Genomic DNA, 25,824 nt, shown 5'->3' with positions numbered 1-25,824 from the left:
AGGGGGAGGGAGCAGGCGTGCCCAAGGTGTCCTCGGTGATCGTCCCGTACGCCGCGTACCTGCGCGTGTACGAGCCGCTGGCCGCCTTCCCGGAGCCCGAGCGCGCCCACTGGGAGCGTTACGCCCGGCGGCCGGACCGGCCCTCGTACCAGGACGAGCTGCGCCGCTCGCTGGCCGACCTGGTGCCCACCCCGCCGGTGGCGGTGCCGGTGCACGAGAGCGGCGACGCGTTCGTGCTGGAGGCCGACGGCGTGCTGTGCGTGTGCCCGTGGCGCACCCGGCTGCGCGGCTGGCAGGCGCTGGACGACCTCGACGAGGAACTGCCGCCGACGGTCCTGGACGCCGTCCTGCCGCCCCTGGTGCGCCGGCAGGCCGCCCAGGACTACGAGCGCTGGCTGGCCCGCAACCCGGACGCCCGGCCGTGGATCCGCACGGCGACCTGGCAGGTGCCGATCAACTGGTTCGTGCTCGTCTCCGACGAGGAGCGGCGCTACGACCGGGGCACGGCCGGCGTGCCCCCGCTGCTGCGCTACCGCACCCCGATGGTGCAGGCGCGCCGCAGGGTGGCCCGGGGGCTGCGCACCCTGCGGGACACGATGGACGAGGGACCGCTGATCGACGGCCTGGTGGACGTGGGGCGCTGGCTGGAGGAGTTCCACCCGCGCTCGGTGGTCGAACTCGACTACGGCGGCCTGGTGCACACGCTCCCGGCCCGGCACCTGGAGGCCGACCACTCGGCCGCCGACGTCGCCGAGGGCATCGAGGCGCTGGGCCGGGGCGACGGGGAGCGGGCCGGCGAGGCGTACGCGCGGCTGGTGGAGCGCTGGCGGGCGGTCCGCGACCGGCGGTCCGCCAACTGACCCGGGCTCAGGTGACCTACGTCACGGCTTGAACGGTCCTCCAGCGCGTACGGTCATCGCACTTCCCGAAGTTGACGGGACGTAGGTCCCGATCCGGACGTAAGCGTCAAGGGTGACAGAACGCACGTACAAGGCCCTTGCATCCCTTGCCGCTCCTCATGCCAAAATAGGACAAGGAGCCCGGGGAGGGCCCTGTCTCAGCATTGCACGCTTTGGGGGGTCTGGTGCCTCCTGATCGCCCTGTGACTGATCGTCACAGTGGCGTGACTGTCCGCTATGGCATGGTCCATCGGCTTCCGTCGGTGATGAACGCCTGGGGGGGCAATTCCATCGGTTTGGCCGACGCGGCTGGACAGATGGTGTAGTTGTAGTGCCGAGGACAAGCCGTTCGTCCTATAACCGACTCGACTCGCGTCCGCCATTTCGGGCAACGCGGGTCAAGGTGCAGAATTTAGAGGAAAGAACCGAGAAGGTTCGGTTCTCCCGAGGAGGCCGCTCATGACCGCTCGCACCCCTGATGCCGAGCCGCTGCTGACCCCGGCTGAGGTCGCCACGATGTTCCGCGTCGACCCGAAGACGGTCACGCGGTGGGCGAAGGCCGGCAAGCTCACGTCGATCCGTACGCTCGGCGGACACCGCCGTTACCGCGAGGCTGAGGTCCGCGCTCTGCTCGCGGGCATCCCGCAGCAGCGCAGCGAGGCCTGAACAACTGAATACCGGGCGAAACGGCTGGTCCCCCATCGGCCGTCGCGCCCGAACCCTGGCTCCGAGCGACGCGGGTGCCTGCCCCAACAGGCCCCCTCGCCCACGCCGAACACATCGGTGAGGCACGCAAGACAGGGTGCGTCGTAGATCGCGCTGGACTCCGCCGGGTCCAGCGCGATCTTTTTTGTGCGCCCGCGGGGCGTGGTGCCGGCGGTGCGGGGGTTCTGTGAGCGCCCTTGTGGGACTCTGGGGTGCCGTGTCGGGTCGGCTGTGCACCGCCTCTGGGGAGAGTGCAATTGCACATATTAAATCGACCCGTTGTAGGTGTGGGGTAAAAACCACCGTTCCCGAAACTCATGCGGTGACTCCCGTCACATGCCAGGGGCCTTGTTACCGCTCGTTCGGGTGCGCTAATGGGAACATCTGCCCCAGCACCCCACGCCCGCACGGGAGTTGACGCCGCCCGGATCAGGCGGGCGAGGGCGTCCCGTCCTCGGCCGGCTCCTCGGGTGCCTGTGTGGCCGCTGGAGCGCCGTCCAGGGTCAGCCGCAGCAGACGGAGGCAGATGGGACAGTGGCGGGTCAGGTGCCCGTAGGAGGACGCGGCCGACAGGTGCGCCCGGAGCAACGCCCGCGTCTCGTGCCTACCCGATGCCGCCATGCGCCACCTCCCCTGCTCTCTGGGGTACCGAGCGAACGACGGACCGTCAAGAGGGCGCCGCGCAACGCAAAGAGCCCGGATCCGAAGATCCGGGCTCTCTATTGCTGCGGTCCTGACGGGATTTGAACCCGCGGCCTCCACCTTGACAGGGTGGCGAGCACTCCAAACTGCTCCACAGGACCTGGTTTCGCTGCGCTGTTCGTGCGTTGCGCTGCGAGAAGGACTGTACAGGAGGGTGAGCCCGCTGGTCGAACTCACCCCGCGTGCGGGCGTGATTACGGAGCAGCCGCGTCGATCGCCTTCACGATCCGCTTGTCGGAGATCGGGTACGCCGTCCCCAGCGCGTGGGCGAAGTAGCTGACCCGCAGCTCCTCGATCATCCAGCGGATGTCCAGGACCTGCTGCGGGACGGGCCGCCCGGCCGGCATCTGCTCCAGCAGCCAGGCGAACTCGTCCTGCATCTCGTGGACCTTCTCCATGCGCGTGGTGTCCCGCTGCACGCCGGTCGGCATCTGCTGCAGCCGCCGGTCCGCGGCCACCAGGTAGCGCATCAGGTCCGGCAGCCGCCGCAGCCCCGCCCAGGTCACGAAGCCGGGCTTCACCAGGGCGTCCACCTGCTTGCGCACGTCCTGGAGGTTCGCCAGCAGCGCGGGGCTGTTGACCGTCTTCAGCCGGCGCTCGCACGCCTGCCAGGCGGCCAGCACCTGCTGCACCTGGCCCACCGCGCGGACCGTGGTGTCGACGATCTCCGCGCGCACCTTGTCGTACAGCTTCCGGTACGACTCCTCGTCCCACGCCGGCCCGCCGAAGTCGGCGATCAGCTTGTCCGCCGCGGCCAGGGCGCAGTCGTCGAACAGGGCCTGGATCGAACCGTGCGGATTGGCGGACAGCGCGAGCTTCTGGGCGTTCGTCAGCTTCTCGGACGCGAACTTCGCCGGGTTGACCGGGATGTTGCGCACGATCAGCCGCCGGGTGCCCTTCCACATCGCCTCGGCCTGCTCGGCCTCGGTGTCGAAGAGCCGCACGGAGACGGTGTCGCCGTCGTCGACCAGCGCCGGGTACGCCTTGACCGGCTGGCCGGCCCGGCGGGTCTCGAAGACCCGGGTGAGCGTGCCGATGGTCCAGTCGGTCAGGCCCGCGCGCTCCAGCGACTCGCCGCCGGTGCGCTCCGCGGTGGCCGCGGCGGCCTGCGACAGGGCCTTGCGCGCCCGGGGCTTGAGCTGGAGCCTCAGCGCCTCCAGGTCCTTGTCCTCGGCGAGCTTGCGGCGCCGCTCGTCGACGATCCGGAACGTGATCTTCAAGTGGTCGGGGACCTTCGACCAGTCGAAGTCCTCGGCCTCGAACGGCACCCCGACCATGCGCTTCAGCTCGCGCGCCATGGTGACCGTCAGCGGCTCCTGCAGCGGAGTGGCCCTCTCCAAGAACGCCTTGGCGTAGTTCGGCGCGGGCACGTAGTGGCGCCGGACCGGCTTGGGGAGGGAACGGATCAGCTCCGTCACCACCTCCTCGCGCAGGCCCGGGATCTGCCAGTCGAAGCCCTCGTCGGTGACCTGGTTGAGCACCTGGAGCGGGACGTGGACGGTCACGCCGTCGGCGTCCGCGCCCGGCTCGAACTGGTACGTCACCCGGAACGTGAGGGCGCCCTGGCGCCAGGTGTCCGGGTAGTCGGCCTTGGTGACCGCCTCCGCCGACTCCCGGATGAGCATCTCCCGCTCGAAGTCCAGGAAGTCGGGCTGCTCCTGCCGCTTGCGCTTCCACCAGGAGTCGAAGTGGGCGCCGGAGACCACGTGGTCGGGCACCCGCTGGTCGTAGAAGTCGAACAGCGTCTCGTCGTCGACCACGATGTCCCGGCGCCGCGCCCGGTGCTCCAGCTCCTCGACCTCGCTGAGGAGCCGGCGGTTGTCGGCGAAGAACTTGTGGTGCGTGCGCCAGTCGCCCTCCACGAGCGCGTTGCGGATGAACAGCTCCCGGCTGACCTCCGGGTCGATCCGGCCGTAGTTCACCTTCCGCTGGGCGACGATCGGCACGCCGTACAGCGTGACCTTCTCGTACGCCATCACGGCCGCCTGGTCCTTCTCCCAGTGCGGTTCGCTGTACGTCCGCTTCAGCAGGTGTTCCGCGAGCGGCTCGACCCAGTCCGGTTCGATCCTCGCGTTGACCCGGGCCCACAGGCGCGAGGTCTCCACCAGCTCGGCCGACATCACGAAGCGCGGCTGCTTCCGGAACAGCGTCGAGCCCGGGAAGATCGCGAACTTGGCGTTGCGGGCGCCCAGGTACTCGTTCTTGTTGCCGTCCTTGACGTCCTTCATCCCGATGTGGGACAGCAGGCCGGCCAGCAGCGAGACGTGGACGCGGTCCGGTTCGGCGTCCTGGTCGTTGAGGTGGATGCCCATCTGCTTGGCGACCGTGCGCAACTGGCTGTAGATGTCCTGCCATTCGCGGATGCGCAGGAAGTTCAGGTACTCCTGCTTGCACATCCGGCGGAACGAGCTGGAACCCCGCTCGCGCTGCTGCTCCCTGACGTACCGCCAGAGGTTGAGGTAGGCGAGGAAGTCGCTGGTCTCGTCCTTGAAGCGGGCGTGCTGCTGGTCGGCCTGGGCCTGCTTGTCGGCGGGGCGCTCGCGCGGGTCCTGGATGGACAGCGCGGCGGCTATCACCATCACCTCGCGGGCACAGCCGTTGCGGTCGGCCTCCAGGACCATCCGGGCCAGCCGCGGGTCGACGGGCAGCTGGGCGAGCTTGCGCCCGGTCTGCGTGAGCCGCTTGCGGGGGTCCTTCTGGTCGGGGTCCAGCGCGCCCAGCTCCTGCAGCAGCTGCACGCCGTCGCGGATGTTGCGGTGGTCCGGCGGGTCGATGAAGGGGAACTTCTCGATGTCGCCGAGGCCGGCGGCGGTCATCTGCAGGATGACGGAGGCGAGGTTCGTCCGCAGGATCTCGGCGTCGGTGAACTCCGGCCGGGAGAGGAAGTCCTCTTCGCTGTACAGCCGGATGCAGATGCCGTCGGACGTACGGCCGCAGCGGCCCTTGCGCTGGTTGGCGCTGGCCTGCGAGACCGGCTCGATGGGCAGCCGCTGGACCTTGGTGCGGTGGCTGTAGCGGGAGATGCGGGCGAAGCCGGGGTCGATGACGTACTTGATGCCCGGGACGGTCAGCGAGGTCTCCGCCACGTTGGTCGCCAGGACGATCCTGCGGCCGGTGTGGGGCTGGAAGACCCGGTGCTGCTCGGCGTGCGAGAGGCGGGCGTAGAGGGGGAGCACCTCGGTGAAGGGGAACTTCCTCTTCTCCAGCGCGTCCGCCGTGTCGCGGATCTCCCGCTCGCCGGAGAGGAACACCAGGATGTCGCCCTGGCCCTCACCGCGCAGCTCCTCGACCGCGTCGATGATCGCGGTGATCTGGTCACGGTCGGCGTCCGCGGCCTCGTCGTCGCCGACCTCCTCCAGGAGCGGCCGGTAGCGCACCTCGACCGGGTACGTCCGCCCGCTGACCTCGATGATCGGGGCGTCGCCGAAGTGCCGCGAGAAGCGCTCGGGGTCGATGGTCGCCGAGGTGATGACGACCTTGAGGTCCGGCCGCTTCGGCAGCAGCTGCGCCAGGTACCCGAGCAGGAAGTCGATGTTGAGGGACCGCTCGTGGGCCTCGTCGATGATGATCGTGTCGTAGGCGCGCAGCTCGCGGTCGGTCTGGATCTCGGCGAGCAGGATGCCGTCCGTCATCAGCTTGACGAACGTGGCGTCCGGGTCGACCTGGTCGGTGAACCGGACCTTCCAGCCGACGGCCTGGCCCAGGGGGGTGCGCAGCTCCTCGGCCACGCGCTCGGCGACGGTGCGGGCGGCGATCCGGCGCGGCTGGGTGTGCCCGATCATGCCGCGCACGCCCCGGCCGAGCTCCAGGCAGATCTTCGGGATCTGGGTCGTCTTCCCGGACCCGGTCTCACCGGCGACGATGACGACCTGGTGGTCGCGGATCGCCGCCGCGATGTCGTCCTTCTTCTGGGAGACGGGCAACTGCTCGGGATAGGTGACCGCGGGCACGCGCGCGCGCCGGCCGGCCATCCGCTCCTCGGCCGTGCCCACCTCGGCCTCGATCTCGGCCAGCACGGCCGTGCGGGCCTCCGGCTTGCGGATCTTGCGCGCGCCCTCGAGCCTGCGCCCGAGCCGGTGCGCGTCGCGCAGGGACAGCTCGGCCAGGCGGGGGGCGAGGGCGCCGAGGGCGGGGGCGGGGTGCGTAGACATACGCGGTCCAGGATCTCATCCCGGCGGATTTTGCGGCGAACGCTTTTGCTCCGGGACGGCGAGAGGCCCCCACCGGGATTCCGGTGAGGGCCTCTCTGCTGTGGCTGGGGCCGGGGTCGAACCGGCGACCTATCGCTTTTCAGGCGATCGCTCGTACCAACTGAGCTACCCAGCCACGAGACCTCTTGCGAGATCTCAGCGGTCCTGACGGGATTTGAACCCGCGGCCTCCACCTTGACAGGGTGGCGAGCACTCCAAACTGCTCCACAGGACCAAGCTGTTGTGTGCGACGAACGCGCTCAAGTGTCGCACACCGTACTGCGTGCCCCCAACGGGATTCGAACCCGTGCTACCGCCTTGAAAGGGCGGCGTCCTAGGCCGCTAGACGATGAGGGCTATCGGCCCGCCTGGGCGCTTCTCAGCGCGTCGGGGACGTGAGAAGCATATGGGATGGCGGGAGGTATCGCCAAAACGGTTTACGGGGCGGTCGCCGCCCCCGTCGGGGTCCCGGTCGCCGGGTCCGTCGGCGTCGGGGTGGCCCCCGGCTGGTTCTCCTTCGGCAGGTGGCGGCTGACCTCGGCCGTCGTCAGGCCCAGGCCGCCCAGCTTGATCTCGTCCCAGGCCTGGAGCCGCCGGGTGTCCCGGTCGAAGTAGAGGATCGACGCCTCGATCGGGTCGGGGTACTTCCCCTCGACCGCCCGCAGGCCGCTGCCGCCCGTGGACCCCTCGACCCGCAGCCGCGTGCCCTTGTCCAGGACCTCGGTCTGCTCGTGGTGCAGGTGGCCGGCCAGCACCAGCGGCACCTCGCCGTCCACGCCCCGCGCCGCGCTGGGCTCGTGCGCGATCGCCACGTCCACCGGCGTGCCCGCCGCCCGCTGGGCCCGCAGCGCCGCCGCGAGCTCCGCACCGGCCCGCTCCTCGGCGTCCCCGCCGCCCGGCACCGTGGAGCGGTCCGGCGTGTACTGGGGGTCGCCGACGCCCGCGAAGCGCAGCCCGGCGACGGTCACCGCCCGCCCCCGGTCCAGGACGTGCACGGAGCGCATGCCCTCCAGGTGGCGCTGGGTGAGCAGCGAGTCGTGGTTGCCCCGCACCCACACGTACGGCGCCCCGAGGTTCGCGACCGGGTCGAGGAAGCCGTTCTCCGCCTCCGTGCCGTGGTCCATCGTGTCGCCGGAGTCGACGATCACGTCGACCTTGTACTGCTCCACCAGCGAGGCGATGATCTTCCAGCTCGCCGGGTTCAGGTGGATGTCGGACACGTGCAGCACGCGGACGGTCGTCGGGTCCGGCCGGTAGGCGGGCAGCGTGGACGTGACGTCGTAGAGCTTGGTCACGTTCGTCACCAGGCGGGCCAGTTCCTTCTGGTAGACGTCGAACTCCGTGACGATGCTGCGGGCGTTGCCCACGAGCGACGGGGCGGACGAGAGCAGTCCGGAGAAGCGCGGTTCGAGCACCGACTTCGGGTTCCAGGTGGCGTACGCCGTGCCGCCCGAGGCCGCCAGCAGCGCCAGGGCCAGACCGCCGGCCGCCGCGGCGCGGCCCGGGCGGCGGTAGACGGCGAGGCCGAGGGTCGTGGCGCCCACCACCACCGCCACGCAGGAGCGCACCGCCAGGTCGAGCGTGCCGTGCTCGACGTCCCGCGCGACCTCGTCCTGGAGGCCGGACAGCCGTTCCGGGTGGTCCACCAGGGCCTGCGCGCGCACCGGGTCCAGCTGGTCGACGTTGACGTCCAGGCGGACCGGGGCGACGTGGCTGTCCAGTTGGAGGGCGCCCAGCGGCGAGACGTTGATCTTCGTGCCGCCGCTGAGCGAGGGGCGCAGGGTCATCGTGGTGTTCATCGGGCCGACCTGCGTCCGGACGTTCCCCACCACCAGCAGTCCGAGCCAGGCACCGGCGAGGACGACGGTGACCAGGCCGAGGGCGCGGAGCCAGGGGCGGGGGCGCGGGGCGAGTTCGAGGACGGGCGGCTTCGGCTTGCGCTTCCCGGGGGTGCGGAGGCTGACCATTGGTCCCGTATGCCCAAGTGCGTGCCCGGCCATGCGGAACAGGGGCCCCGGTGGCGCCGGTCGCGCCCTCCGTGCGGCGCCCGCGTGCCCGACAATGGCCGTGTGCTGGAGATGACGCGCGAGGAGTTCGAGGAACTGGTCGCCGAGGCGCTGGACCGGATCCCGCCGGAGCTGACGCGGCTGATGGACAACGTCGCGGTGTTCGTCGAGGACGAGCCGCCGGCCGACGACCCGGAGCTGCTCGGGCTGTACGAGGGGACCCCGCTCACCGACCGCGGGGAGTGGTACGCGGGCGTGCTGCCCGACCGGATCACCGTCTACCGGGGTCCGACCCTGCGGATGTGCGCGACGCGGGAGGAGGTCGTCGAGGAGACCGAGGTCACCGTGGTGCACGAGATCGCCCACCACTTCGGCATCGACGACGCGCGGCTGCACGCGCTCGGGTACGGGTAGCGGTCGTACGCGGGGAGCGTGTCCTCTTACGGGCGGCGGGAGTTGGGCAGGTTGACTCCCGTCCCCCATCGGAGGTGGCTCCCGTGCGCCCCTTGTACGTACCCGTCCGCCTGGCCGCGACGGTCCTGGCCGTCGCCACGGCCGCCGGCTGCATGAGCGTGGGCGACGGGGAGGGCGGCCCGGCCAGGCCGTCGCAGTCGGCCGGGCAGCCGGGCGACGGGGCACCGGGCGGTGCCCGGGCGGGCGGAGGTGGCCGGCTCGGGCACGCCGGCGGGCACGGCGACGGCAAGGGCGGCCACGGCAAGGGCCGGGGCGAGGACGACGCGTCCGGTTCGCCCACCGCGTCCCCCACCTCCGGCGCGAGCGCCCCGCCCTCGGCGGGGGAGGAGCCGGGCCGGGGCGGGGGCGGCAAGGGACCCGACGGACCCGGGGCGCCCAGCCCGAGCGGGGACCAGCCGACCCCGCCGCGCCCCACCCCCTCCGACCCGCCGCCCCCGGAGCCGCCCGCGTCGCCCTCGCCCGAGCCGACGGTCGCCGAGCCGTCGTCGTCGGCCCACGAGGACCCGCACCCCCAGCTGGCCGAGCGGCGCCCGGCACCGGAGGCGGGGGCGCCGGTGTGAGCGCGTCCCCGCCCCCTGTTCTTCTGTGTCGCTGCTCACGTCGGAACGGCGGCCGGCGCTCCGGCGCAGGTGGGGGGCGTCCGGTGCGGGACGGGGGCGACGGAGGCGGTTTGCGTTCCGGGGGGCAGGGTGCGTATGGTGGTAGATCGTTTGATCCCATTTGCCCGGCGCCACCGCAGAGCGCGCCGTGTGGCGCGTACTCTCCCTTGCCGTGGCGGACCGCATTGAGGCGGTCGTGATGCGAACACGGAGTTGACGGGCGCGTGCCGACGAGACTCCGGAAGGTTTCGCATTCGCATGTCCATTTCCAGCACTGATCACGTCGTCGTACCCGAGGTCGTCGAGGCCGTCGAGGCCGCCGACACCGCGGAGACCGGCGCCGCCGGCGTCGAGGAGACCCCCGAGGTCACCTTCGCCGACCTCGGTCTCCCCGAGGGCGTCGTGCGCAAGCTCGCGCAGAACGGCGTGACGGTCCCCTTCCCGATCCAGGCCGCGACCATCCCGGACGCCCTGGCCGGCAAGGACATCCTCGGCCGTGGCCGCACCGGCTCCGGCAAGACCCTCTCCTTCGGCCTGCCGACGCTGGCCCAGCTGGCCGGCGGCCGCACCGAGAAGCACCGCCCGCGCGCGGTCATCCTCACCCCGACCCGCGAGCTGGCCATGCAGGTGGCCGACGCGCTCCAGCCCTACGGCGACGTCCTCGGCCTGAAGATGAAGGTCGTCTGCGGCGGTACGTCGATGGGCAACCAGATCTACGCCCTCGAGCGCGGCGTCGACATCCTCGTCGCCACCCCGGGCCGGCTGCGCGACATCATCAACCGCGGCGCCTGCTCCCTGGAGGACGTGCAGATCGCCGTCCTCGACGAGGCCGACCAGATGTCCGACCTGGGCTTCCTGCCCGAGGTGACGGAGCTGCTCGACCAGGTCCCGGCGGGCGGCCAGCGGATGCTGTTCTCCGCGACCATGGAGAACGAGATCAAGACCCTCGTCGACCGCTACCTGAAGAACCCGGTCCACCACGAGGTGGACGCGGCCCAGGGCGCCGTCACGACGATGTCCCACCACATCCTCATCGTGAAGCCCAAGGACAAGGCGCCGGTCATCGCCGCGATCGCCTCGCGCAAGGGCCGCACGATCATCTTCGTCCGCACCCAGCTGGGCGCCGACCGCGTCGCCGAGCAGCTGCGCGACGCGGGCGTGAAGGCCGACGCGCTGCACGGCGGCATGACCCAGGGCGCCCGCACCCGGACCCTGGCCGACTTCAAGGACGGCTACGTCAACGTCCTGGTCGCCACCGACGTCGCCGCCCGCGGCATCCACGTCGACGGCATCGACCTGGTGCTGAACGTCGACCCGGCCGGCGACCACAAGGACTACCTGCACCGCGCCGGCCGCACCGCCCGCGCCGGCCGTACCGGCACGGTCGTCTCCCTCTCCCTGCCGCACCAGCGGCGCCAGATCTTCCGCCTCATGGAGGACGCCGGCGTCGACGCGGGCCGCCACATCATCCAGGGCGGCGCCGCCTTCGACCCGGAGGTCGCCGACATCACCGGCGCCCGTTCCATGACCGAGGTCCAGGCCGAGTCGGCGGGCAACGCCGCGCAGCAGGCCGAGCACGAGGTCGCCCACCTGGCCCAGCAGCTGGAGCGCGCCCAGCGGCGTGCCGCCGAGCTGCGCGACGAGGCCGACCGGCTGGTGGCCCGGGTCGCCCGCGAGCGGGGCGAGGACCCCGAGGCGGCGGTGGCCGAGGCCCAGGCCGCGGCGGTCGTCGAGAGCGCCGCGGTGGAGGTCTCCCTCCCCGAGCAGCCGACCGCGCGGGACGCCGAGCGGCCCGAGCGCGAGGAGCGTCCGGCGCCGACGACGTCGTACGAGCGCCGTGACGACCGGGGCGGCCGTTCCTTCGAGCGCCGCGACGACCGTCGTGACGACCGGGGCGGCTTCCGCCGCGACGACCGTCGTGACGACCGTGGTGGCCGGTCCTTCGACCGTGACCGTGGTGGCCGTTCGTTCGAGCGCCGCGACGACCGTCGTGACGACCGGGGCGGCTTCCGCCGGGACGACCGCCGTGACGACCGGGGCGCCCGCTCCTTCGACCGTGACCGCGGTGAGCGCGGCTACGACCGCCGGGACGGCGGCGACCGTGGCGGCCGTTCGTTCGAGCGCCGTGACGACCGTGGTGGCCGTTCCTTCGAGCGCCGCGACGACCGTCGTGACGACCGTGGTGGCCGTTCCTTCGACCGTGACCGTGGTGGCCGTTCCTTCGAGCGCCGCGACGACCGTGGCGGCTTCCGCCGTGACGAGCGCACCGGTCACCGGGGCAGCGACCGCCCGTTCAACCGCGACCGCCGCGACGACCGCCCGGGCTTCCGCGCCGGCGGCCACGACCGTCCCGGCCACGACCGTCCCCAGGGCCGCCGTGACGACCACCGCGGCGGCGGCTCCTTCGGCCGCCGCGAGGACAAGCCGCGCTGGAAGCGCAACGGCTGATCCGACCACCGCCTGAGCGCCGTGCCCCTGACCGGGGGGACGGCGCTCAGCCGTTTCCCGGTGGGAACAGCGCTGTTTCCGGTCACACCCCGGCGCATGTCATGCCCCCGGCGAGGGAATCGCTGGGGGCATGACAGATGACGCCAGAGGGAGTGGGCTGTCCGACGAAGAGCGGCTGGCCCAGCTCGGTTACACGCAGACGCTCGCCCGACGCATGTCGGCGTTCTCCAACTACGCGGTGTCCTTCACGATCATCTCCGTGCTGTCGGGCTGCCTGACGCTGTACGCGTTCGGCATGAACACCGGCGGCCCCGCCGTCATCACCTGGGGCTGGGTGGCCGTCGGGCTGATGACCCTCTTCGTCGGGCTGTCCATGGCCGAGATCTGCTCGGCGTACCCGACGTCGGCCGGCCTGTACTTCTGGGCCCACCGGCTGGCGCCGGCGCGCTCGGCGGCGGCCTGGGCCTGGTTCACGGGCTGGTTCAACGTGCTGGGCCAGGTCGCGGTGACCGCGGGCATCGACTTCGGCGCGGCCTCCTTCCTCGGCGCCTACCTGAACCTCGAGTTCGGCTTCGAGGTCACCCCGGGCCGCACGGTCCTGCTGTTCGCGGCGATCCTCGTCCTGCACGGCCTGCTGAACACCTTCGGCGTCCGCATCGTCGCCCTGCTCAACAGCGTCAGCGTCTGGTGGCACGTCCTCGGCGTCGCGGTCATCGTCGGCGCGCTCACGTTCTCGCCGGACCACCACCGGTCGGCGTCGTTCGTCTTCGGCGAGTTCGTCAACAACACCGGCTGGAGCAGCGGCTTCTACGTCGTCCTGCTGGGCCTGCTGATGGCCCAGTACACCTTCACCGGCTACGACGCCTCCGCCCACATGACGGAGGAGACCCACGACGCGGCCACCGCCGGCCCGAAGGGCATCGTGCGGTCCATCTGGACCTCCTGGATCGCCGGCTTCGTCCTCCTGCTCGGCTTCACCTTCGCCATCCAGTCCTACGACGGCGCCCTGGACTCCCCGACCGGCGCGCCCCCGGCCCAGATCCTGCTCGACGCGCTCGGCGCCACCGCCGGCAAGCTGCTCCTGCTGGTGGTGATCGGCGCCCAGCTGTTCTGCGGCATGGCGTCGGTGACGGCCAACAGCCGTATGATCTACGCCTTTTCCCGCGACGGCGCGCTGCCCTTCTCGCACGTCTGGCACACCGTCAGCCCGCGCACCCGCACCCCGGTCGCCGCGGTGTGGCTGGCCGCGGTCGCCGCCCTCGCGCTGGGCCTGCCGTACCTGATCAACTACACCGCCTACGCCGCGGTGACCTCGATCGCGGTCATCGGCCTGTACGTCGCCTACGTCATCCCCACCCTGCTGCGCGTGCGCAAGGGCGCCGCCTTCGAGCGCGGGCCGTGGCACCTGGGCCGCTGGTCGCAGGTGATCGGCGTGGTGGCGGTGGTCTGGGTCGGCGTCATCACCGTGCTGTTCATGCTGCCGCAGGTCTCCCCGGTCACCTGGGAGACGTTCAACTACGCCCCGGTGGCCGTCCTGGTCGTCCTCGGCTTCGCGGCCGCCTGGTGGCTGGCCTCGGCCCGCCACTGGTTCCTCGACCCCGACCACGAACGCACCCGTGCCCGCGAGGCGTCCCGCCGCGCCGCCGCGGCCCCGGAGCCCGCCGACCCGTGACGCCCGCCGCCTCCCCGGCAGCGGCCGGCGCCACGACACGTCGGCCCGCCCGTGTGCCGATACCCGATCGGACACCCGGCCCGGTCCGGCTATGCTCGGGGAGGCACCATCGCCCGGGCCGTTAGCTCAATTGGCAGAGCAGTGGACTTTTAATCCATTGGTTGTGGGTTCGAGTCCCACACGGCCTACCAGATCGCCCCCAGCTCAGAGCCTCACGGAGCTGGGGGCGAGCCTGTTTCGGAGGCTGTGATGATCGCCCGCTGGCCCGTGGCTGGCCCGAGCGGACAGCGGTCGTGTGTTCCCGGCTCACCGGTACGGAGAAGGGCGGCCGCCACGGGGGACGACCGCCCAACCCCCGCCTCAGGCGCCCTGTCCGGGGCCGTCCGGCCCCAACGCCCTTGGCGGGTCCATCCCGTCGCCGGAGCGGCTGACGGCGCGTCTGGCGACGGGTGTCTGCGTCGAGCCGGTCCGGCCGGCTCTCATCTGTACCAACGATGGTACGGACATTCGATCACGCCCCGAAGAGCGTGGACGAGTGCCATCTGATCCGATCCCCCAGTGGGTCATCGACGCCCGCCGGGACATCGGAGCTCGCGTCCGTGAGGCGCGGACCGCCCAGAGGCTGACCCAGGAGCAGGTCGCCGAGCGGACGGGTCTGGACCGCAAGACCGTCAGCCGGATCGAGACAGGCTCCTACTCCACCCTCGTTGACCACCTGCTGCTGCTCGCGCGGGCGCTCGACGTGCCCACCCGCGACCTGGTTGGGTGAGCGGCCCGTCCCCGACGGGGGCGGAGGCGGGCCGCTCGGCCCCGGGCCCGGCTCGGCCGGCGTACTGCGAGCCGGGCCCGGGGGGTCACTGGCTCCAGCTGTACCCCGCGACGGCGGTCACGCTGGAGCGGCCGTTGTAGTAGTCCACGTGCGGGCCCGTGTGACCGGGCGGGCGCGTGCACCGAGCCCGGCCGCCGGGGCGGGGCGCCCAGCAGTACCCGGCCGCGCGCCCGGCCGCCCGCGACGCCTCTTCGCTCGGCGTCCTCTGCGCGGTCATCGGCGGCCGCCCCGGATCAGCCGGTACAGGCCGCGGCCGATGGGGCACTCGGCGGCGCTGTTGGTGCACGGTGCGCACCCCGGTGCGTGATCGAGCAGTCCGCGGTGCGCGGCGGCGGCGAGGCAGCGCCGGCAGGAACGCAGGAAGAGCGTCACCCCGGCATGTCGCCGCTCGCCGAGGTCGACGGCGCCGCCCTTGGGGAGCCGTGTCCTGCACCAGGTGCAGTCGGCGCCGCGCGCTTGGTCGGCGGTCAGCTCGTCGAAGTCAGGCAGGGTGAGGACGGCCAGGACGGCGGCGGGGACATCGCCCCTCGGTGGCTCTGCCGCGCTGGGCGTGGGAGCTGTAGCGTGCTGCATGTCGACTCCACATCAGTCGGCCACACCCTCGTGACCGTGCCCAGGTCACGAGGGTCTTTCCATCACCGACGCTACTCGGCCTGTCACCACTTGTCAGGTGACGTCACCCGACGAGAAGCATCGACGTAGCACACCTACGGTCGACATATGACCCTCGACCTGGACGGCCCCGATCCGCTGTACCAGCAGATCGCCGACGTGATCGCGGCCCGGATCACGGACGGCACGTACCCGCCGCGCCGCCGCATCCCGTCCGAGTCGCAGATCGTGGAAGAGTTCGGAGTGTCGAGGCCCACCGCACGGGCGGCCGTGCAGCTGCTCGTCGAGCGGGGCCTCGTGCACACCGTGCGCGGCAAGGGCTCCTACGTCGTGGACTCTCCGTCCCAGACATGACGAAAGGGCCCCACCGCCCGGAGGCGGTGGGGCCCTTGGTCAGACTCCAGTTCGGTTGTACTCGTCGATCCGGTCCGGCGGCGGCGGTGGCTCCAGGCGGGCCTCGCGCATCTGCGCCGTCAGCTCCCCGACGTAGACGGCGAAGCTGCGCACCAGCGACCGAAGCGACCGCGCTTCCGCTTTCAGCTCGTCGATGTCCTTCTGCATGTCGTCCCGGATCTCCCGGAACGCGGCCAGGTCCGCCTGCCGCTGCGACGGCTCCGCCTGGATCGAGGCCGCCGCCCGGCCCCCGCGGTACGTGAAGTAGCCGGTGACGATCACACCCAGCACCGTGACCGCCCCACCCGCCAAGCTCAGCCATCCGTTCAACCCGGTCTCCCCTCACCCACCGGGTCGGGACGATCGGCTGATCCGGACTCAGGTGGAACTCGCGATGCGCACCAGATCACTCCGCAGTGACTGGTCATGTACCAGACGAACACCCACAGGCCACGGGCGTAGTCCCCCACCAGGCCCGCCCATCCGTACGCGAACGCCCACAGCGCGGGTGGGGCGGAGGCGATGACGAAGCCCCACCGGTCCCGGGCGAAGGGCAGCCACGCAGAGGTGAACGTGCCGGCCCCGGCGAGGATCCACACCCACGCCCAGCAGTGCAGCGGGGCGAAGTGGGTGAGGAGTCCGAGGCCGAGGGTGATGGGAGGCTCGACGATGAGGCTGACCCCCCAGCAGATCTTGCCGATGCCCATGAAGACGAGGAACTGGCCGCGGCGGCCCAGCTCGTGCCGGACCCACTGGGCCGCCGCGCGCATCAGGCCTCCGTCCTGGGCCGGTTGGGCACCGCGTAGGTGATGCCCCACGCGCCGAGGACGGCGAGCGCGATGGTGACGCCCTCACCTGTGGTGATGACGCTGTCCTGCACGGCGGTCACCGCCGCCGTGGCGCCGGCGGCGAGGCCGGACACGATGCTCTTGGCGATGCTGGGAATTCTCATGATCGGTCCTTTCGGGACGGTCAGGCGGGAATCCATTCGCCGCCGCGGACGAAGCCGTGCGTGCCGCAGCACTGCCACAGCAGGGAGGGTTCGAGGTGCAGGGGCTCGCGGGACACGAGGGTGTGGGCGCTGGTCCCGGCTCCGACCCAGCCGCCGCTTACCTTCTTCTTCTCCGGAAGGCCGGCGTAGGTGGGGCACCAGTGCCAGAAGAATGGGTTGGTCTCGTGCTCCAGCCAGCCGTAGAAGATGCCGTCCGTCAGCAGGGTCAGGCCAGCGGTCTCAAGGCCCGGCCAGTCGGTGGGCGGCCTGGAGCGGTCGACGCTCACGCGACGACCGTGAAACCGTGCTTCGCGCCCAGGCGCTTGGCGGAGTCGGGGCCCGGGATGCCGTCGGCGGGCTGGCCAGGCTTACGGCCCCGGTAGCCGAGGCGCTCCTGCCAGGCGGAGGTCGCGTCGACGGTTTCGGAGCCGAAGTGCCCGTCGAGCCGCCGCTTCGCCAGCAGGCCCTCGTTGACGAGAGCGGCCTCCCAGATCCGCACGCCCTCGTAGGTGCACGGGGTGCCCTTCATCGACGGGTTCGTCCGGGCGGCCTCGCGCAGCTTCGACAGGTCGATGACGGGCTTCTGCGGCGCGGGCAGGGGGGTCGTGGCCGGCTTGCTGCCGAGGCGCTTCGCTATGCGGGCGCGCATGCTGTCCATGGTGAAGCCGCGCGGGTCGACCTTGCCGGGCTGCCACTCCAGGTGGCCGATGACGGAGCGCTCGTCCCAGCCGTAGTGGCGGCAGACTGCGGCCGCCGCGCGCTCGATCGCCTCCAGCTGCTCCGGCGGCCAGGGGTCCTTACCGTCGCCGTAGTTCTCGCACTCGAAGCCGAAGAAGTGGCGGTTGCCGTCCACGGTGGCCTCGTCGTCGTGGGGCAGCGGCTTCTCGTCGATGACGGCGCGCAGGACGTCGGGGTCGCCCAGCCCGGCGTGGTTCGCGCGGCCGTAGCCGATGAGGTAGACGGTGCCGCTCTTGGCGATCATGCCGTGGCAGAGCGGGCCCGGCAGGCCGCTGTAGCCCTCGCGGACGATGTCGACGGTGACGCCCGTGCCGCGGGTCACCGTGTGGTGGATGAGTACGCCGTGCACCGGGCCCCAGGGCCCCTTGGTGTTGCGGTTGTGGTGGCGCCAGTCGCCGACCTCGATCACGGTGAGGCCTTCGGCGCGCAGGGCTGCCAGGAAGGCATCGGCGGACATGGGTGTGGCCATGCGGTCTCCAGACATGACGAACGCCCCGGCCGGGTCGGCGCGGGGCGTCCAGGGCGTGGTGAGGGGTGCGGACGGTCAGGGCATCTCGGGCTGCGGGTCGAGCAGCGTCGCCGAGATGATGACCATGGGCTTCTTGCAGCGGCCGCACGTGACGTTCACGTTGGTGCCGGCGTTGGAGTACAGCTCGGGCACGTCGAACGTCTCGTTGAAGTTGACGCACGCCTCGGTGACGTCCTTCACGGTGACGTCGTAGAACTTGCCCGGCTCGAAGACGATCTCTTGGGGTGTGCTCATGAGCCCATCACAATCCAGTAGACGGTAGTGGCGGTGGTGCTGGAGCGGGTCAGCCAGACGTTCAGGCCGTTCGCGGAGACGCCGGTCACACCGACGCCGGTCACGGAGGTGCCGACCGCGCTGGTGGCGGCGGTGGCGACGCCGTAGAAGGCGCTGCCCTTCAAGCCGAGGCCGCTGATGTTCGCGGACGTCGGGGTGTTCGCTGCCGACGGCGTGATGGTGACCTGCCCGTAGGCGATGTTCTGCGCGGTCACCACGCCGAGGACGTCCAAGTTGCACTGAGTGGAGTTCTCGCCCTGGACGTACACGTACGGGGTCTGCCCTGCGTACAGGGACTCCAGGATCAGCAGGGCCCGGTGGTCGGTGGCGGAGACTGCCCCGGAGGTGAGGGTCAGGTCGGAGTACTGGTAGCCCTCGGTGTCGTAGTAGACCTTGCCGGGGACCTGCACGACGCCGTTCTGTACGGGCCGGAAAGCCAGCTCGCCGGAGCTGAGGGTAGAGGCGAAGGGGATCGGCTGGTTGCCGCGCGTCCACAGGCCGCCCCCGCCGTCGCTGGTCGGCCCCAGCTCCGCCAGCACCGTCTCCCCGTCGGGCCCGTACACCTTCAGGGACTTGCTGCGCTGGTCCAGCGCGACCCGGTCCCCGTCTGGGGCGGTCTGCACCAGGCCGAGCGTCGCCGAGGACAGCCGGCGCGCGGCCCGCAACTCCCGCACCGCCTCCTCGAGGGCCCGAACCTTCCGCGCCAGGGTCGTGGCGTCGGGGGGCAGCTGGTCGATCTGGCGGGGCATCAGTCCTCCACGAGGATGGGCCGGACAGTGTCCGAGCCGGTGTCGAGCTCCCAGGACCAGCAGCGGGCGACGGTGCTCGTTCCCTGCGGGTGCCGGGGCGAGCGCTCGACGTCCAGGCGCACGCTGTCCCCCAGCCCCCAGTCGCGGCCCAGGCGGGGCGCGACCGAGGCGACGGCCGTGACGCTCCACACCTGGGCGCCCTGCGCCATCAGCGAGAGCGACTTGGCGGCGTGCGCCTCCAGCTGGTCCGGGTCGGTGATGCCGGTGGCGGGGGTGTACCGGTACTCCCAGACGGGCCAGCCGCCGGCGAGGAGCGCGCTCGCCTCCCGGGCCGTGGAGGTGAGCCGGGAGGAGCCCTCGCCCTCGCCGCGGGCGATGACCCGGGTGGCGCCCTTGTCGCGCTCGTAGGACTCGCTCAGGACGTACTCCGAGACGCATCCTGGGAAGTCGAACACGGCCTCCGGGCTGGCGGACTGGGTGCCGATGGCGGAGCGGATCCGCACGGGGAACACGAAGCCGGAGTGGGCCGGGTTCCAGGCCACGTCGATGGTCCACTCGGGGCCGCCGTCCAGGCCCATGACCTCTTGGCAGCACGACAGGATCGTCTTGTCGTCGCCGTCGTCGGTGAGGTAGTCCATCACCGTGCCGGTCGCCGTGGCGTCGATGACGAACGGGGGCCCGCCGCCGGTCAGCGCGGGCGCGATCAGGTTGGTTAGGACGGTCGCCTGGTCGACGCCCACCATCGTCTGCGTGCCGGGGAAGCGGGCGTCCAGGTAGGCCTCCAGGGTGGCCGCGCCGAGCTGCACGCTGGTGGAGCTCCCGCCGTCGCGGGGCAGGACGGCGCCGGCCCACACGGGGGTGTCGGTGGCGGTGTCGACGGCGACGAGCAGGGACCGGCCCGGCGCAGTCGCGGCCTCCCACTCCGGCGGTGCGCCGGCCAGAGCGAGGTCGAACTGGAGCGTGGTCGATGCGCCGAGCTTGCGGGACAGCGCGCCGGACGGCTTGAGGGCGGGCAGGTCCTCGACGATGCCGCCGGTCCTCAGGTCGACGCCGTACCAGGCGAGCTCGTAGGCGGTCACGACGCGGACTCGTAGTGCCCGTGCACCGCGAGCCGCATCGTCGAGCCCCACACGAACGGCGTGATCGAGTCCACGACGCCCGCGACGGTGGCGGAGCCGTCCACGCGCGGGCCGGACACGTGCAGGCTGATCGTGGCCGCGTCGCTGTTGATCTGCGCCATGGCCATGGAGGCCCGCTGTCCGTTGCCGGGTTCGATGTGGGCGGTACCTGCCGGGACGAACGCGACCGCCGCCGGCGTCGGCAGGCTGAACGTCCAGTTGTCCGACGACGTAGGGCTGCTGCCGAAGTTGGTCGTGGTGCCGAAGGTGATGTCCATGTAGAACAGCACGTTGCGGCCCAGCTTGGAGTACCGGCAGTTCACCGCGGCATTGCCGTACGACGGGGTGCGCAGGCCTGTGGAGGTGGTCCACGTCGGCGTCCACGCCGTCCAGGCGCCCGGCGCCTTCTGGAAGGCGTCCCAGCCGGTGCCGTTGAAGCGCAGCAGGTTCGTGCCGTCGTCGTAGTACTGGCCGACGTACGGGCTGGGCGGCGCGGACGACGAGGGCAGGATGCCGCCGGGTGCCACGGTGTAGGGGCGCACGGCGGTGGACACCGAGGGGGAGCCGCTGCCGGACGCCGGCACGTTGATCGTGGCGAGCGGCATGTAGATCTGCGTGCCCGCCGGGGTGGGCGCGACCGGGGACGATGCAGCCGTGCCCGGCAGGTACACCACATCGGCGGTGTCCTGGCCGCCGGCGTCCACGGAGTTGTCCCAGACCCGCAGGTACACCAGGTCGATCCGGGGCAGCGTGGCGTGCGCGGCCTGCAGCGTGAGGGTCGAGGTGGCCGTCATCGGCACGCGGTAGACGCCCTGGTTGGCTGCGTAGATCACGGCGATGCCGGAGCCGACGGTGATCGTGGTACCGGAAAGGGTGACGAGCAGGCCGTTCGTTCCGGGCACGACGCCGCTGCGGGCGCCGAGCGCTGTGCCGGCGTGCATGGTCAGCACGGAGTCGATGCGGCGGGCCCGGTACGCGGTCAAGGGGAGGCCGTCGATCCAGGAAGGATTGGTGGCGGTCACGGCGGATCTCCTGTCACATCCATGCCGACCGCCACTGGGCAGTCAGCTTGGCCGTCGGGTTGTAGTAGCGGGCCCGGAACTGCAGCGAGACCGACGCCTGGGCAGGGATGGCCGGCCAGCCGGACGGGACGGTCAGGTACCGGCGGCGCGAGACCACGCCGTTGAGGACGCACGTCTTGGCGGCCGTGTCGATGACCAGCTGGTCCCCGTCGTAGAGGACATCGGTGTACGAGAGGATCACCACGGTCCCGTCGGGCATCTGGGTGAAGACCTGGGGGCCGTCAGCGGGGCCGGTGATGGTGAGCAGCAGCCGGGTGGGGATGGTGCCCGTGTTCTCGGCGGTGATCTCACCGGACACGGTGACCGCGTTGCTGACCAGCGGCGGCGTGAGCGGCGGTGTCAGGCCGCCCGAGGTGGTGGGCAGGCCGGTCGTGCCGGTCCCGACATCGACGGCGTACCGGCCCGGGTCCGCGGCGGTCACCATCACCGAGTAGGTGGCCACCGTGCTGGTCTCGTACTGCAGGAGCACCTTCCCGCTGCGCCGTACGACCGTCTGCTTCGGCTCGGTCTCCCACACGCTCAGCACGGTGTCGGTCAGGCCGGCCGCCGCCCGCAGCTGCTCCATCGCCCGCTCCAGCAGCCGCTGGGTCGGGGCAACGATCTTCCCGCCGAGGGTGATCGGGCGGGAGCCGAGGTAGACCGGGGACGCCCAGGCGCCGTGGTCGGCCTCGCGGTCGGTGTATTCGGCGCGCACCTCCGAGGAGTCCCAGCCCTCCAGTGTCTGCAGGTGCCAGGCGACGCCTTCGGCGTCCACTGCGCCGAGGGTGACGCCGCCCAGGGTGGCGCTCAGGCCGCCCAGGGCGGCGCCCGGGGTGTACGGCATCCCTGCCCCTCTCAGCCCACGAAATTGACGACGCGGGCGATGTCGTGCGCCTGCTCGGCGGCGGACTGCTTGGCCCCGTGCAGGTGCACCTCGACGTGCCTGGACGTCTCGCGGGCGACGCCGGCCGTGCTGACGCCGCTGCTGCGGTACCGGCCAGCCGGGACCAGCTGGTAGCCCATGGCGGCCGCCGTCTTGGCGAGCAGCGCCTGGGATCGGGCGGTGCGCGTCCACGGGATCCACGACTCCGGGACGCCGGCCTCGCCGCCGAGGACCATCGTGGGCCGGGTCAGGACGCCGCCGGTGGCCATCGCCTTGCCGCCCTGCTGCACCCACTGCCGCACGAAGGTCTCCCGGTTGGCGGCCGGGAGTCCCTTGATCTGGTCCGTCATCTTCGGGACCAGGGCGCGGATGGTGGCCACGTCCAGGCCCGCGGCGATGAGGTCGGCGAACCCGCGGTTTGGGCCGCCGCGCAGCGTCGTCAGCAGGATCAGGGCGTTGGTCAGGTCCTCGCCGCTGAGCGTTCCCTGCGCGCCCTGGACCGCCTTGTTGGCGGCGGCGACGTCCGCCGAGGAGCCGGTGGCCGCCTGGTGGGCGAGCGCCTGCGCCGCCGAGTCGCCCTGAGCGGCGAGCGCCTGCGCCAGGTCCCCGAAGCCCTTCGCGGCGAGCGTCTGCAGGTCCTTCGAGAACTGCTGGCTGTCCTTGGTGCTGGCGTTGAGCTGCGCGGTGAAGTCCCGCAGGGTGGCCTTGGCCAGCTCACCGGTCTTCATCAGCTTGTCGGTGATGTCCTTGAACTGCCTGTCGCTCGCGCCGGCCAGCGCCGAGACGAGGCTGGCGCCGTCCTCGCCCATCGCCTCCAGCATCGCCCGGACATCCTCGCCGCCCCGCTTGGCGACCTTCGCCAGGTTGGTGCGCCACGTCATCGTGGACTTCAGGCTGTTGTTCAGCTGCTTCTGGTACGCGGCCAGGCTGAAGCCCTTCGGCGCCGGAGCGCCGGCCCTGAAGCCCAGTGCCGAATCCAGCCGCTTCACCTCGGCGAACGTCTTGGCCGCCTCGCGCTGAGCGGCCGCGCGCTCCGCCTTGGTCGACTTCTTGTCCTTGTAGACCTTGGCCCTTTCGGCGAGGGCGTCCTTGTACTCCTTCCAGGCGTCCTTGAGCTGCCCGATCAGGTCGTCGTAGCGCTCCTTGGCGTCCGACGGGCCGCCCAGGACCGCGGCCTGGGTCGGGCTGTAGGTGAAGCCGGCCAGGCCGCCAGAGGCGAACCACCGCACATCGCCACCCAGCCGCTTCACGGTCTCGGCGGCGATCTGCCGGGAGCGGGCGCGCTTGCCGGGCGCCAGGGGGATGTAGGCCTCGTCTCCGGCCTCGTCCTCCGCCCACACCCGCCACGTGCCCTTGCGTGCGATCTGCGCGACGTGGTTCTCTCGCATCCCGCCGGACGCGTAGAACTCCAGCAAGTTGCCGTCCGCGTTCGGCGTGACGCCTGGGTGCTTCTTGCCGTCCACGGCGCCGCCGGTGCGCACCGTGTTGAGGTACTCGGTCTTGTAGATGCCGATGCCGATGTTCTTGCCGCTCATGTTGTTGATCGCGGACTGGATCGCCGAGACGGCGGCCGTGGGCGGGCCGGTCGGGATGGTGACCTCGACCTTCCCGTTCTTCATGTGCGTGACCTTGAATCCCAGGTCGGTCAGGGTCTGCTCGGCGGTCTTGGTCAGGGCGCTGACGGTGACCTTCTTGCTCTTGGTGTTCTTGAGCGCCTTCTGCACGCCCATCAGGTCCGTCACCGCGCCCGCTGTGTTCGCCTTGACGTCCGTCTCCACCGATGGCGGCAGCTTCAGGTACGCGCCGACCAGCTTGTCGATCGTGTCCGACGCGAAGCCCGCGGCCACCATCTGCTTGCGCAGCAGTCCGATGTCCTTCTCCAGGACAGCCTGGCCCGCCTGCTGCGAGTTCTTCTGCTCGGCGACCGCCTGCGCGTGCTCCATGGCGGCCTGCGCCGCGTCCAGGAACGCGCTCTTGACCTTGCGGCCCTTCTCCGAGGTGATGTCCAGGCTGTGCCCGTTGTCCTTGACCGCCTCTGTGAGGTCGGCGAGGGACTGGTGGAACCCGATGGCCTTCTCGCCGACGGAGATGTTGATGCCGTTCAGCATCTTCAGGGCGTCGGTCAGCTTCTCGGCCTCGCTGCGCTGGTCCGTCAGTTCCTCAGTGGTGAGGCCGGCCTGCTGCGCGAGTTCCTTCTGGGAGTCGGCGGTCAGCTGCTGCTGAGTGTCGGCAGCAGTCAGGGCTTCGGCGTACCCGGGCAGCAGCGTGCGGAGCTTCTCCACGGACGTGCCCTGCGCCTCGGCCTCCGTGGCGAGCTTCTTGAAGGCTGTCGCGGCGACGTCGCTGGCGCCGCCCTCGACCAAGCTCTTCAGCGCCTGGTCTACGGCAGTGATCTTCTTCTGGGCTTGGTCGAGGTCGTAGGAGTCGCTGCCCAGGTGGGTGATGGCGTACAGGGAGTCGCCGACGCGGTCCATCGCGCCGGGGTGGGCAATGCGGGCGACGGCATCGCCGAAACCGTCGAGGTCCTTCCCGAACACGCGGGTGAGCTCGCCGGCGGCCTTGCCGTTCTTCGCGAAGCCGAGCAGGGCGTTGCCCATGCGCGTGACGTTCGGCGGGGCGTCGTCGAAGACGCTCATGAGCTTCTCGGTGCCCCAGGTGACGGCTTCGAGCCCGGCGACGACGAGGCCCAGTCGGCCCAGGCTCATCATCGTGTAGCGCACGCGCGCCGCGGTGACGCCCATGGCCGCCAGAGAGGTCGTGGTGGCGTGGATCCGTGGGATAAGCAACAGCAGGCCGGCGCCCGCCAGCGCCACGGCCCCGCCGAAGCCCATGAAGAGGGTGACGGCGTGCTGCACGTCCGGCGGGAGCGAGCTGTACGCGTTGACCAGCCGGGTGATCGACTGCGTCATGTCGCGCAGCATCCCGTTGGCCGCGGAGCCGCTCTCGATCAGGGCGACCTCGAAGGCGCCGCGCAGCCGCTCCAGGTCGCCGATGAGGTTGTCGGTCTGGGTGGCCGCCATGCGCTGGGCGGCGCCCTGGTCGTCGACCGCCCGGACGTACGAGTTGATGCCGTCGGCGCCGAGCTCGTACAGGATGGTCGCCGAACGCACGGCGTCTGCACCGAAGATGGTCGCCATTGCCGCATTCCGAGCCTCGGGCGTGAGCTTCGAGAACGACGTCTTCATGCGGGCGGCGAGCTCGGTCAGGCCGACGAATTGCCCCTGGGAGTCGTAGGCGGAGAAGCCGAGCTTGTCCATCATCCCGGCGGCTTCCTTGGACTGCGGCACCAGTCGCTGAAGCATCACCTTCAGCGAGGTACCGGCGTCCGAGCCGATCAGCGCGTGGTCGGCGAAGGCGGCCAGGGTGCCGACCGTGTCTTCGAGCGACAGGCCGGTCTGGTGGGCGAGCAGGCCGCCCATCCGCATGGACATCCCGAGGCCGTGCATGTCGGCGGCGCTCTTGTTGGCGGCCGCGGACATGACGTCGGCGATGTGGGAGACGTCCTTGCCGTGCAGCCCGAACGTGTTCATGGCCTGCGCGGCGATGACTGCGGCGTCCGCGAGGTCCATCTGGCCGGACGCCGCCAGCGCCAGCGAGCCCTTCAGGGCGCCGCCTGTGATGTCCGCGACCTTCACGCCGGCGCGCGCCAGCTCGGCCTCGGCGTCGGCGGCCTGGGTCGCCGTGAAGCTGGTGGTGCGGCCCGCTTCGAGGGCGGCCGCGCGGAGCTTCTTCATCTCGGCGGCAGAGGCCCCGGATACGGCCCGCACGTTCGACAGGGCCTTGTCGAACTTCGCGGCGGAAGCCGCGGCCACCGCGAACCCGGCGATCATCGCCGTGCCGACGATGGCGCCCGCGTGGGCCACCTGGGAGGTGCTGCGGGCCGCCGAACGCATCGAGCGGGTGTACTGGTTGACGTCCGCGACCAGGCGGACGTTGACGGTGCGGGTCGCCAC

At 71.3% G+C, this 25,824-nt stretch carries 23 protein-coding genes and 5 tRNA genes; 9 read left to right on the top strand and 19 right to left on the bottom strand.

Annotation, left to right across the window (positions count from 1 at the left end; genetic code table 11):
• The first annotated feature begins 17 nt into the window (after positions 1 to 17).
• Together AQJ30_RS27725 and bldC are read left to right on the top strand one after the other, a co-directional pair.
• Complete coding sequence (locus AQJ30_RS27725; protein ID WP_067239430.1) at positions 18 to 860, top strand: DUF8083 family protein; 843 nt, start codon at positions 18 to 20, stop codon at positions 858 to 860.
• 498 nt (positions 861 to 1,358) lie between these two features.
• Positions 1,359 to 1,565 carry a developmental transcriptional regulator BldC gene (gene bldC, locus AQJ30_RS27720; protein WP_003949541.1) on the top strand — a complete coding sequence of 69 codons (207 nt, stop codon included), beginning with the start codon at positions 1,359 to 1,361 and terminating at the stop codon, positions 1,563 to 1,565.
• Between the two features lie 468 nt (positions 1,566 to 2,033).
• On the opposite strand, the gene AQJ30_RS27715 is transcribed toward bldC, so the two are convergent.
• From AQJ30_RS27715 to AQJ30_RS27685, 7 genes are all read right to left on the bottom strand, one after another.
• Positions 2,034 to 2,225 carry a DUF6274 family protein gene (locus AQJ30_RS27715; protein ID WP_067239428.1) on the bottom strand — a complete coding sequence of 64 codons (192 nt, stop codon included), beginning with the start codon at positions 2,223 to 2,225 and terminating at the stop codon, positions 2,034 to 2,036.
• A 107-nt stretch (positions 2,226 to 2,332) separates the two neighbouring features.
• Positions 2,333 to 2,407, bottom strand: a tRNA-Asp gene (locus AQJ30_RS27710).
• A gap of 93 nt (positions 2,408 to 2,500) precedes the next feature.
• On the bottom strand, positions 2,501 to 6,457 hold the full coding sequence (gene hrpA / locus AQJ30_RS27705) for an ATP-dependent RNA helicase HrpA (protein ID WP_067239426.1): 3,957 nt from the start codon (positions 6,455 to 6,457) through the stop codon (positions 2,501 to 2,503).
• A 101-nt stretch (positions 6,458 to 6,558) separates the two neighbouring features.
• A tRNA-Phe gene (locus tag AQJ30_RS27700) sits at positions 6,559 to 6,632 on the bottom strand.
• Between the two features lie 24 nt (positions 6,633 to 6,656).
• Positions 6,657 to 6,731: transfer RNA gene (locus tag AQJ30_RS27695), tRNA-Asp, on the bottom strand.
• A gap of 49 nt (positions 6,732 to 6,780) precedes the next feature.
• Positions 6,781 to 6,853: transfer RNA gene (locus AQJ30_RS27690), tRNA-Glu, on the bottom strand.
• Positions 6,854 to 6,933: 80 nt separating this feature from the next.
• Positions 6,934 to 8,463: a metallophosphoesterase family protein gene (locus AQJ30_RS27685; protein WP_245727156.1), complete on the bottom strand. Its 1,530-nt coding sequence runs from the start codon at positions 8,461 to 8,463 to the stop codon at positions 6,934 to 6,936.
• Between the two features lie 102 nt (positions 8,464 to 8,565).
• Here AQJ30_RS27685 and AQJ30_RS27680 point away from each other — a divergent pair, with 102 nt between their 5' ends.
• The 6 genes from AQJ30_RS27680 to AQJ30_RS27655 all read left to right on the top strand — a co-directional run bounded on the left by AQJ30_RS27680 (position 8,566) and on the right by AQJ30_RS27655 (position 14,464).
• Positions 8,566 to 8,916: a metallopeptidase family protein gene (locus AQJ30_RS27680; RefSeq protein WP_067239422.1), complete on the top strand. Its 351-nt coding sequence runs from the start codon at positions 8,566 to 8,568 to the stop codon at positions 8,914 to 8,916.
• 83 nt (positions 8,917 to 8,999) lie between these two features.
• Positions 9,000 to 9,536: a hypothetical protein gene (locus AQJ30_RS27675; protein ID WP_067239420.1), complete on the top strand. Its 537-nt coding sequence runs from the start codon at positions 9,000 to 9,002 to the stop codon at positions 9,534 to 9,536.
• A gap of 297 nt (positions 9,537 to 9,833) precedes the next feature.
• Positions 9,834 to 12,023, top strand: coding sequence for a DEAD/DEAH box helicase (locus AQJ30_RS27670; RefSeq protein ID WP_067239418.1), 2,190 nt, complete (start codon positions 9,834 to 9,836; stop codon positions 12,021 to 12,023).
• 130 nt (positions 12,024 to 12,153) lie between these two features.
• Positions 12,154 to 13,695 (top strand): amino acid permease, encoded by a 1,542-nt coding sequence (locus tag AQJ30_RS27665; RefSeq protein ID WP_067239416.1) that lies wholly within the window; start codon positions 12,154 to 12,156, stop codon positions 13,693 to 13,695.
• Between the two features lie 115 nt (positions 13,696 to 13,810).
• Positions 13,811 to 13,886 (top strand) — tRNA-Lys (locus AQJ30_RS27660).
• A 344-nt stretch (positions 13,887 to 14,230) separates the two neighbouring features.
• The gene (locus AQJ30_RS27655) at positions 14,231 to 14,464 is read left to right on the top strand and encodes a helix-turn-helix domain-containing protein (RefSeq protein WP_067239415.1); all 234 of its coding nucleotides are present in this window, start codon (positions 14,231 to 14,233) and stop codon (positions 14,462 to 14,464) included.
• A gap of 273 nt (positions 14,465 to 14,737) precedes the next feature.
• On the opposite strand, the gene AQJ30_RS27650 is transcribed toward AQJ30_RS27655, so the two are convergent.
• On the bottom strand, positions 14,738 to 15,097 hold the full coding sequence (locus tag AQJ30_RS27650; protein WP_067239413.1) for a hypothetical protein: 360 nt from the start codon (positions 15,095 to 15,097) through the stop codon (positions 14,738 to 14,740).
• Positions 15,098 to 15,244: 147 nt separating this feature from the next.
• Here AQJ30_RS27650 and AQJ30_RS27645 point away from each other — a divergent pair, with 147 nt between their 5' ends.
• The gene (locus AQJ30_RS27645; protein ID WP_067239411.1) at positions 15,245 to 15,490 is read left to right on the top strand and encodes a GntR family transcriptional regulator; all 246 of its coding nucleotides are present in this window, start codon (positions 15,245 to 15,247) and stop codon (positions 15,488 to 15,490) included.
• Between the two features lie 39 nt (positions 15,491 to 15,529).
• On the opposite strand, the gene AQJ30_RS27640 is transcribed toward AQJ30_RS27645, so the two are convergent.
• The 11 genes from AQJ30_RS27640 to AQJ30_RS27590 form a co-directional block, all read right to left on the bottom strand.
• Positions 15,530 to 15,859 carry a hypothetical protein gene (locus AQJ30_RS27640; protein ID WP_067239409.1) on the bottom strand — a complete coding sequence of 110 codons (330 nt, stop codon included), beginning with the start codon at positions 15,857 to 15,859 and terminating at the stop codon, positions 15,530 to 15,532.
• Positions 15,856 to 16,299 carry a hypothetical protein gene (locus AQJ30_RS27635; protein WP_067239408.1) on the bottom strand — a complete coding sequence of 148 codons (444 nt, stop codon included), beginning with the start codon at positions 16,297 to 16,299 and terminating at the stop codon, positions 15,856 to 15,858. Before AQJ30_RS27635 ends, AQJ30_RS27640 begins: the two co-directional genes overlap by 4 nt.
• Positions 16,299 to 16,481 (bottom strand): hypothetical protein, encoded by a 183-nt coding sequence (locus AQJ30_RS27630; RefSeq protein WP_067239407.1) that lies wholly within the window; start codon positions 16,479 to 16,481, stop codon positions 16,299 to 16,301. The genes AQJ30_RS27635 and AQJ30_RS27630 overlap by 1 nt, the downstream gene beginning before the upstream one ends.
• 20 nt (positions 16,482 to 16,501) lie before the next feature.
• Positions 16,502 to 16,807 (bottom strand): hypothetical protein, encoded by a 306-nt coding sequence (locus tag AQJ30_RS27625; RefSeq protein ID WP_067239405.1) that lies wholly within the window; start codon positions 16,805 to 16,807, stop codon positions 16,502 to 16,504.
• Complete coding sequence (locus AQJ30_RS27620; protein ID WP_067239404.1) at positions 16,804 to 17,727, bottom strand: peptidoglycan recognition protein family protein; 924 nt, start codon at positions 17,725 to 17,727, stop codon at positions 16,804 to 16,806. Before AQJ30_RS27620 ends, AQJ30_RS27625 begins: the two co-directional genes overlap by 4 nt.
• Before the next feature lie 75 nt (positions 17,728 to 17,802).
• Positions 17,803 to 18,021: a hypothetical protein gene (locus tag AQJ30_RS27615; protein WP_067239402.1), complete on the bottom strand. Its 219-nt coding sequence runs from the start codon at positions 18,019 to 18,021 to the stop codon at positions 17,803 to 17,805.
• Positions 18,018 to 18,809 (bottom strand): hypothetical protein, encoded by a 792-nt coding sequence (locus AQJ30_RS27610; protein ID WP_067239401.1) that lies wholly within the window; start codon positions 18,807 to 18,809, stop codon positions 18,018 to 18,020. The genes AQJ30_RS27615 and AQJ30_RS27610 overlap by 4 nt, the downstream gene beginning before the upstream one ends.
• Positions 18,809 to 19,888, bottom strand: a complete 1,080-nt coding sequence (locus tag AQJ30_RS27605; protein ID WP_067239399.1) for a hypothetical protein — start codon at positions 19,886 to 19,888, stop codon at positions 18,809 to 18,811. The genes AQJ30_RS27610 and AQJ30_RS27605 overlap by 1 nt, the downstream gene beginning before the upstream one ends.
• Complete coding sequence (locus tag AQJ30_RS27600) at positions 19,885 to 20,949, bottom strand: hypothetical protein (RefSeq protein ID WP_067239397.1); 1,065 nt, start codon at positions 20,947 to 20,949, stop codon at positions 19,885 to 19,887. Before AQJ30_RS27600 ends, AQJ30_RS27605 begins: the two co-directional genes overlap by 4 nt.
• A 13-nt stretch (positions 20,950 to 20,962) precedes the next feature.
• A complete protein-coding gene (locus AQJ30_RS27595) occupies positions 20,963 to 21,832 on the bottom strand; it encodes a phage tail family protein (protein ID WP_067239395.1) in 870 nt (289 codons plus the stop codon).
• A gap of 11 nt (positions 21,833 to 21,843) precedes the next feature.
• Positions 21,844 to 25,824, bottom strand: a complete 3,981-nt coding sequence (locus AQJ30_RS27590; RefSeq protein ID WP_067239393.1) for a phage tail tape measure protein — start codon at positions 25,822 to 25,824, stop codon at positions 21,844 to 21,846.

Origin of the sequence: Streptomyces longwoodensis, assembly GCF_001514125.1 — a bacterium.
In the GTDB taxonomy this organism is placed as follows: domain Bacteria; phylum Actinomycetota; class Actinomycetes; order Streptomycetales; family Streptomycetaceae; genus Streptomyces; species Streptomyces longwoodensis.
This window is presented reverse-complemented; position numbering and strand designations above follow the sequence as displayed.

Excerpts from the sequence above, each read along its gene's own strand:
- AQJ30_RS27630 (WP_067239407.1), bottom strand. The coding sequence starts at position 16,481 with ATGAGAATTCCCAGCATCGCCAAGAGCATCGTGTCCGGCCTCGCCGCC.
- AQJ30_RS27615 (WP_067239402.1), bottom strand. The coding sequence starts at position 18,021 with ATGAGCACACCCCAAGAGATCGTCTTCGAGCCGGGCAAGTTCTACGAC.
- AQJ30_RS27670 (WP_067239418.1), top strand. The coding sequence starts at position 9,834 with ATGTCCATTTCCAGCACTGATCACGTCGTCGTACCCGAGGTCGTCGAG.
- bldC (WP_003949541.1), top strand. The coding sequence starts at position 1,359 with ATGACCGCTCGCACCCCTGATGCCGAGCCGCTGCTGACCCCGGCTGAG.
- AQJ30_RS27610 (WP_067239401.1), bottom strand. The coding sequence starts at position 18,809 with ATGCCCCGCCAGATCGACCAGCTGCCCCCCGACGCCACGACCCTGGCG.
- AQJ30_RS27650 (WP_067239413.1), bottom strand. The coding sequence starts at position 15,097 with ATGCAGCACGCTACAGCTCCCACGCCCAGCGCGGCAGAGCCACCGAGG.
- AQJ30_RS27715 (WP_067239428.1), bottom strand. The coding sequence starts at position 2,225 with ATGGCGGCATCGGGTAGGCACGAGACGCGGGCGTTGCTCCGGGCGCAC.
- AQJ30_RS27620 (WP_067239404.1), bottom strand. The coding sequence starts at position 17,727 with ATGGCCACACCCATGTCCGCCGATGCCTTCCTGGCAGCCCTGCGCGCC.
- hrpA (WP_067239426.1), bottom strand. The coding sequence starts at position 6,457 with ATGTCTACGCACCCCGCCCCCGCCCTCGGCGCCCTCGCCCCCCGCCTG.
- AQJ30_RS27645 (WP_067239411.1), top strand. The coding sequence starts at position 15,245 with ATGACCCTCGACCTGGACGGCCCCGATCCGCTGTACCAGCAGATCGCC.
- AQJ30_RS27635 (WP_067239408.1), bottom strand. The coding sequence starts at position 16,299 with ATGCGCGCGGCGGCCCAGTGGGTCCGGCACGAGCTGGGCCGCCGCGGC.
- AQJ30_RS27595 (WP_067239395.1), bottom strand. The coding sequence starts at position 21,832 with ATGCCGTACACCCCGGGCGCCGCCCTGGGCGGCCTGAGCGCCACCCTG.
- AQJ30_RS27685 (WP_245727156.1), bottom strand. The coding sequence starts at position 8,463 with ATGGTCAGCCTCCGCACCCCCGGGAAGCGCAAGCCGAAGCCGCCCGTC.
- AQJ30_RS27665 (WP_067239416.1), top strand. The coding sequence starts at position 12,154 with ATGACAGATGACGCCAGAGGGAGTGGGCTGTCCGACGAAGAGCGGCTG.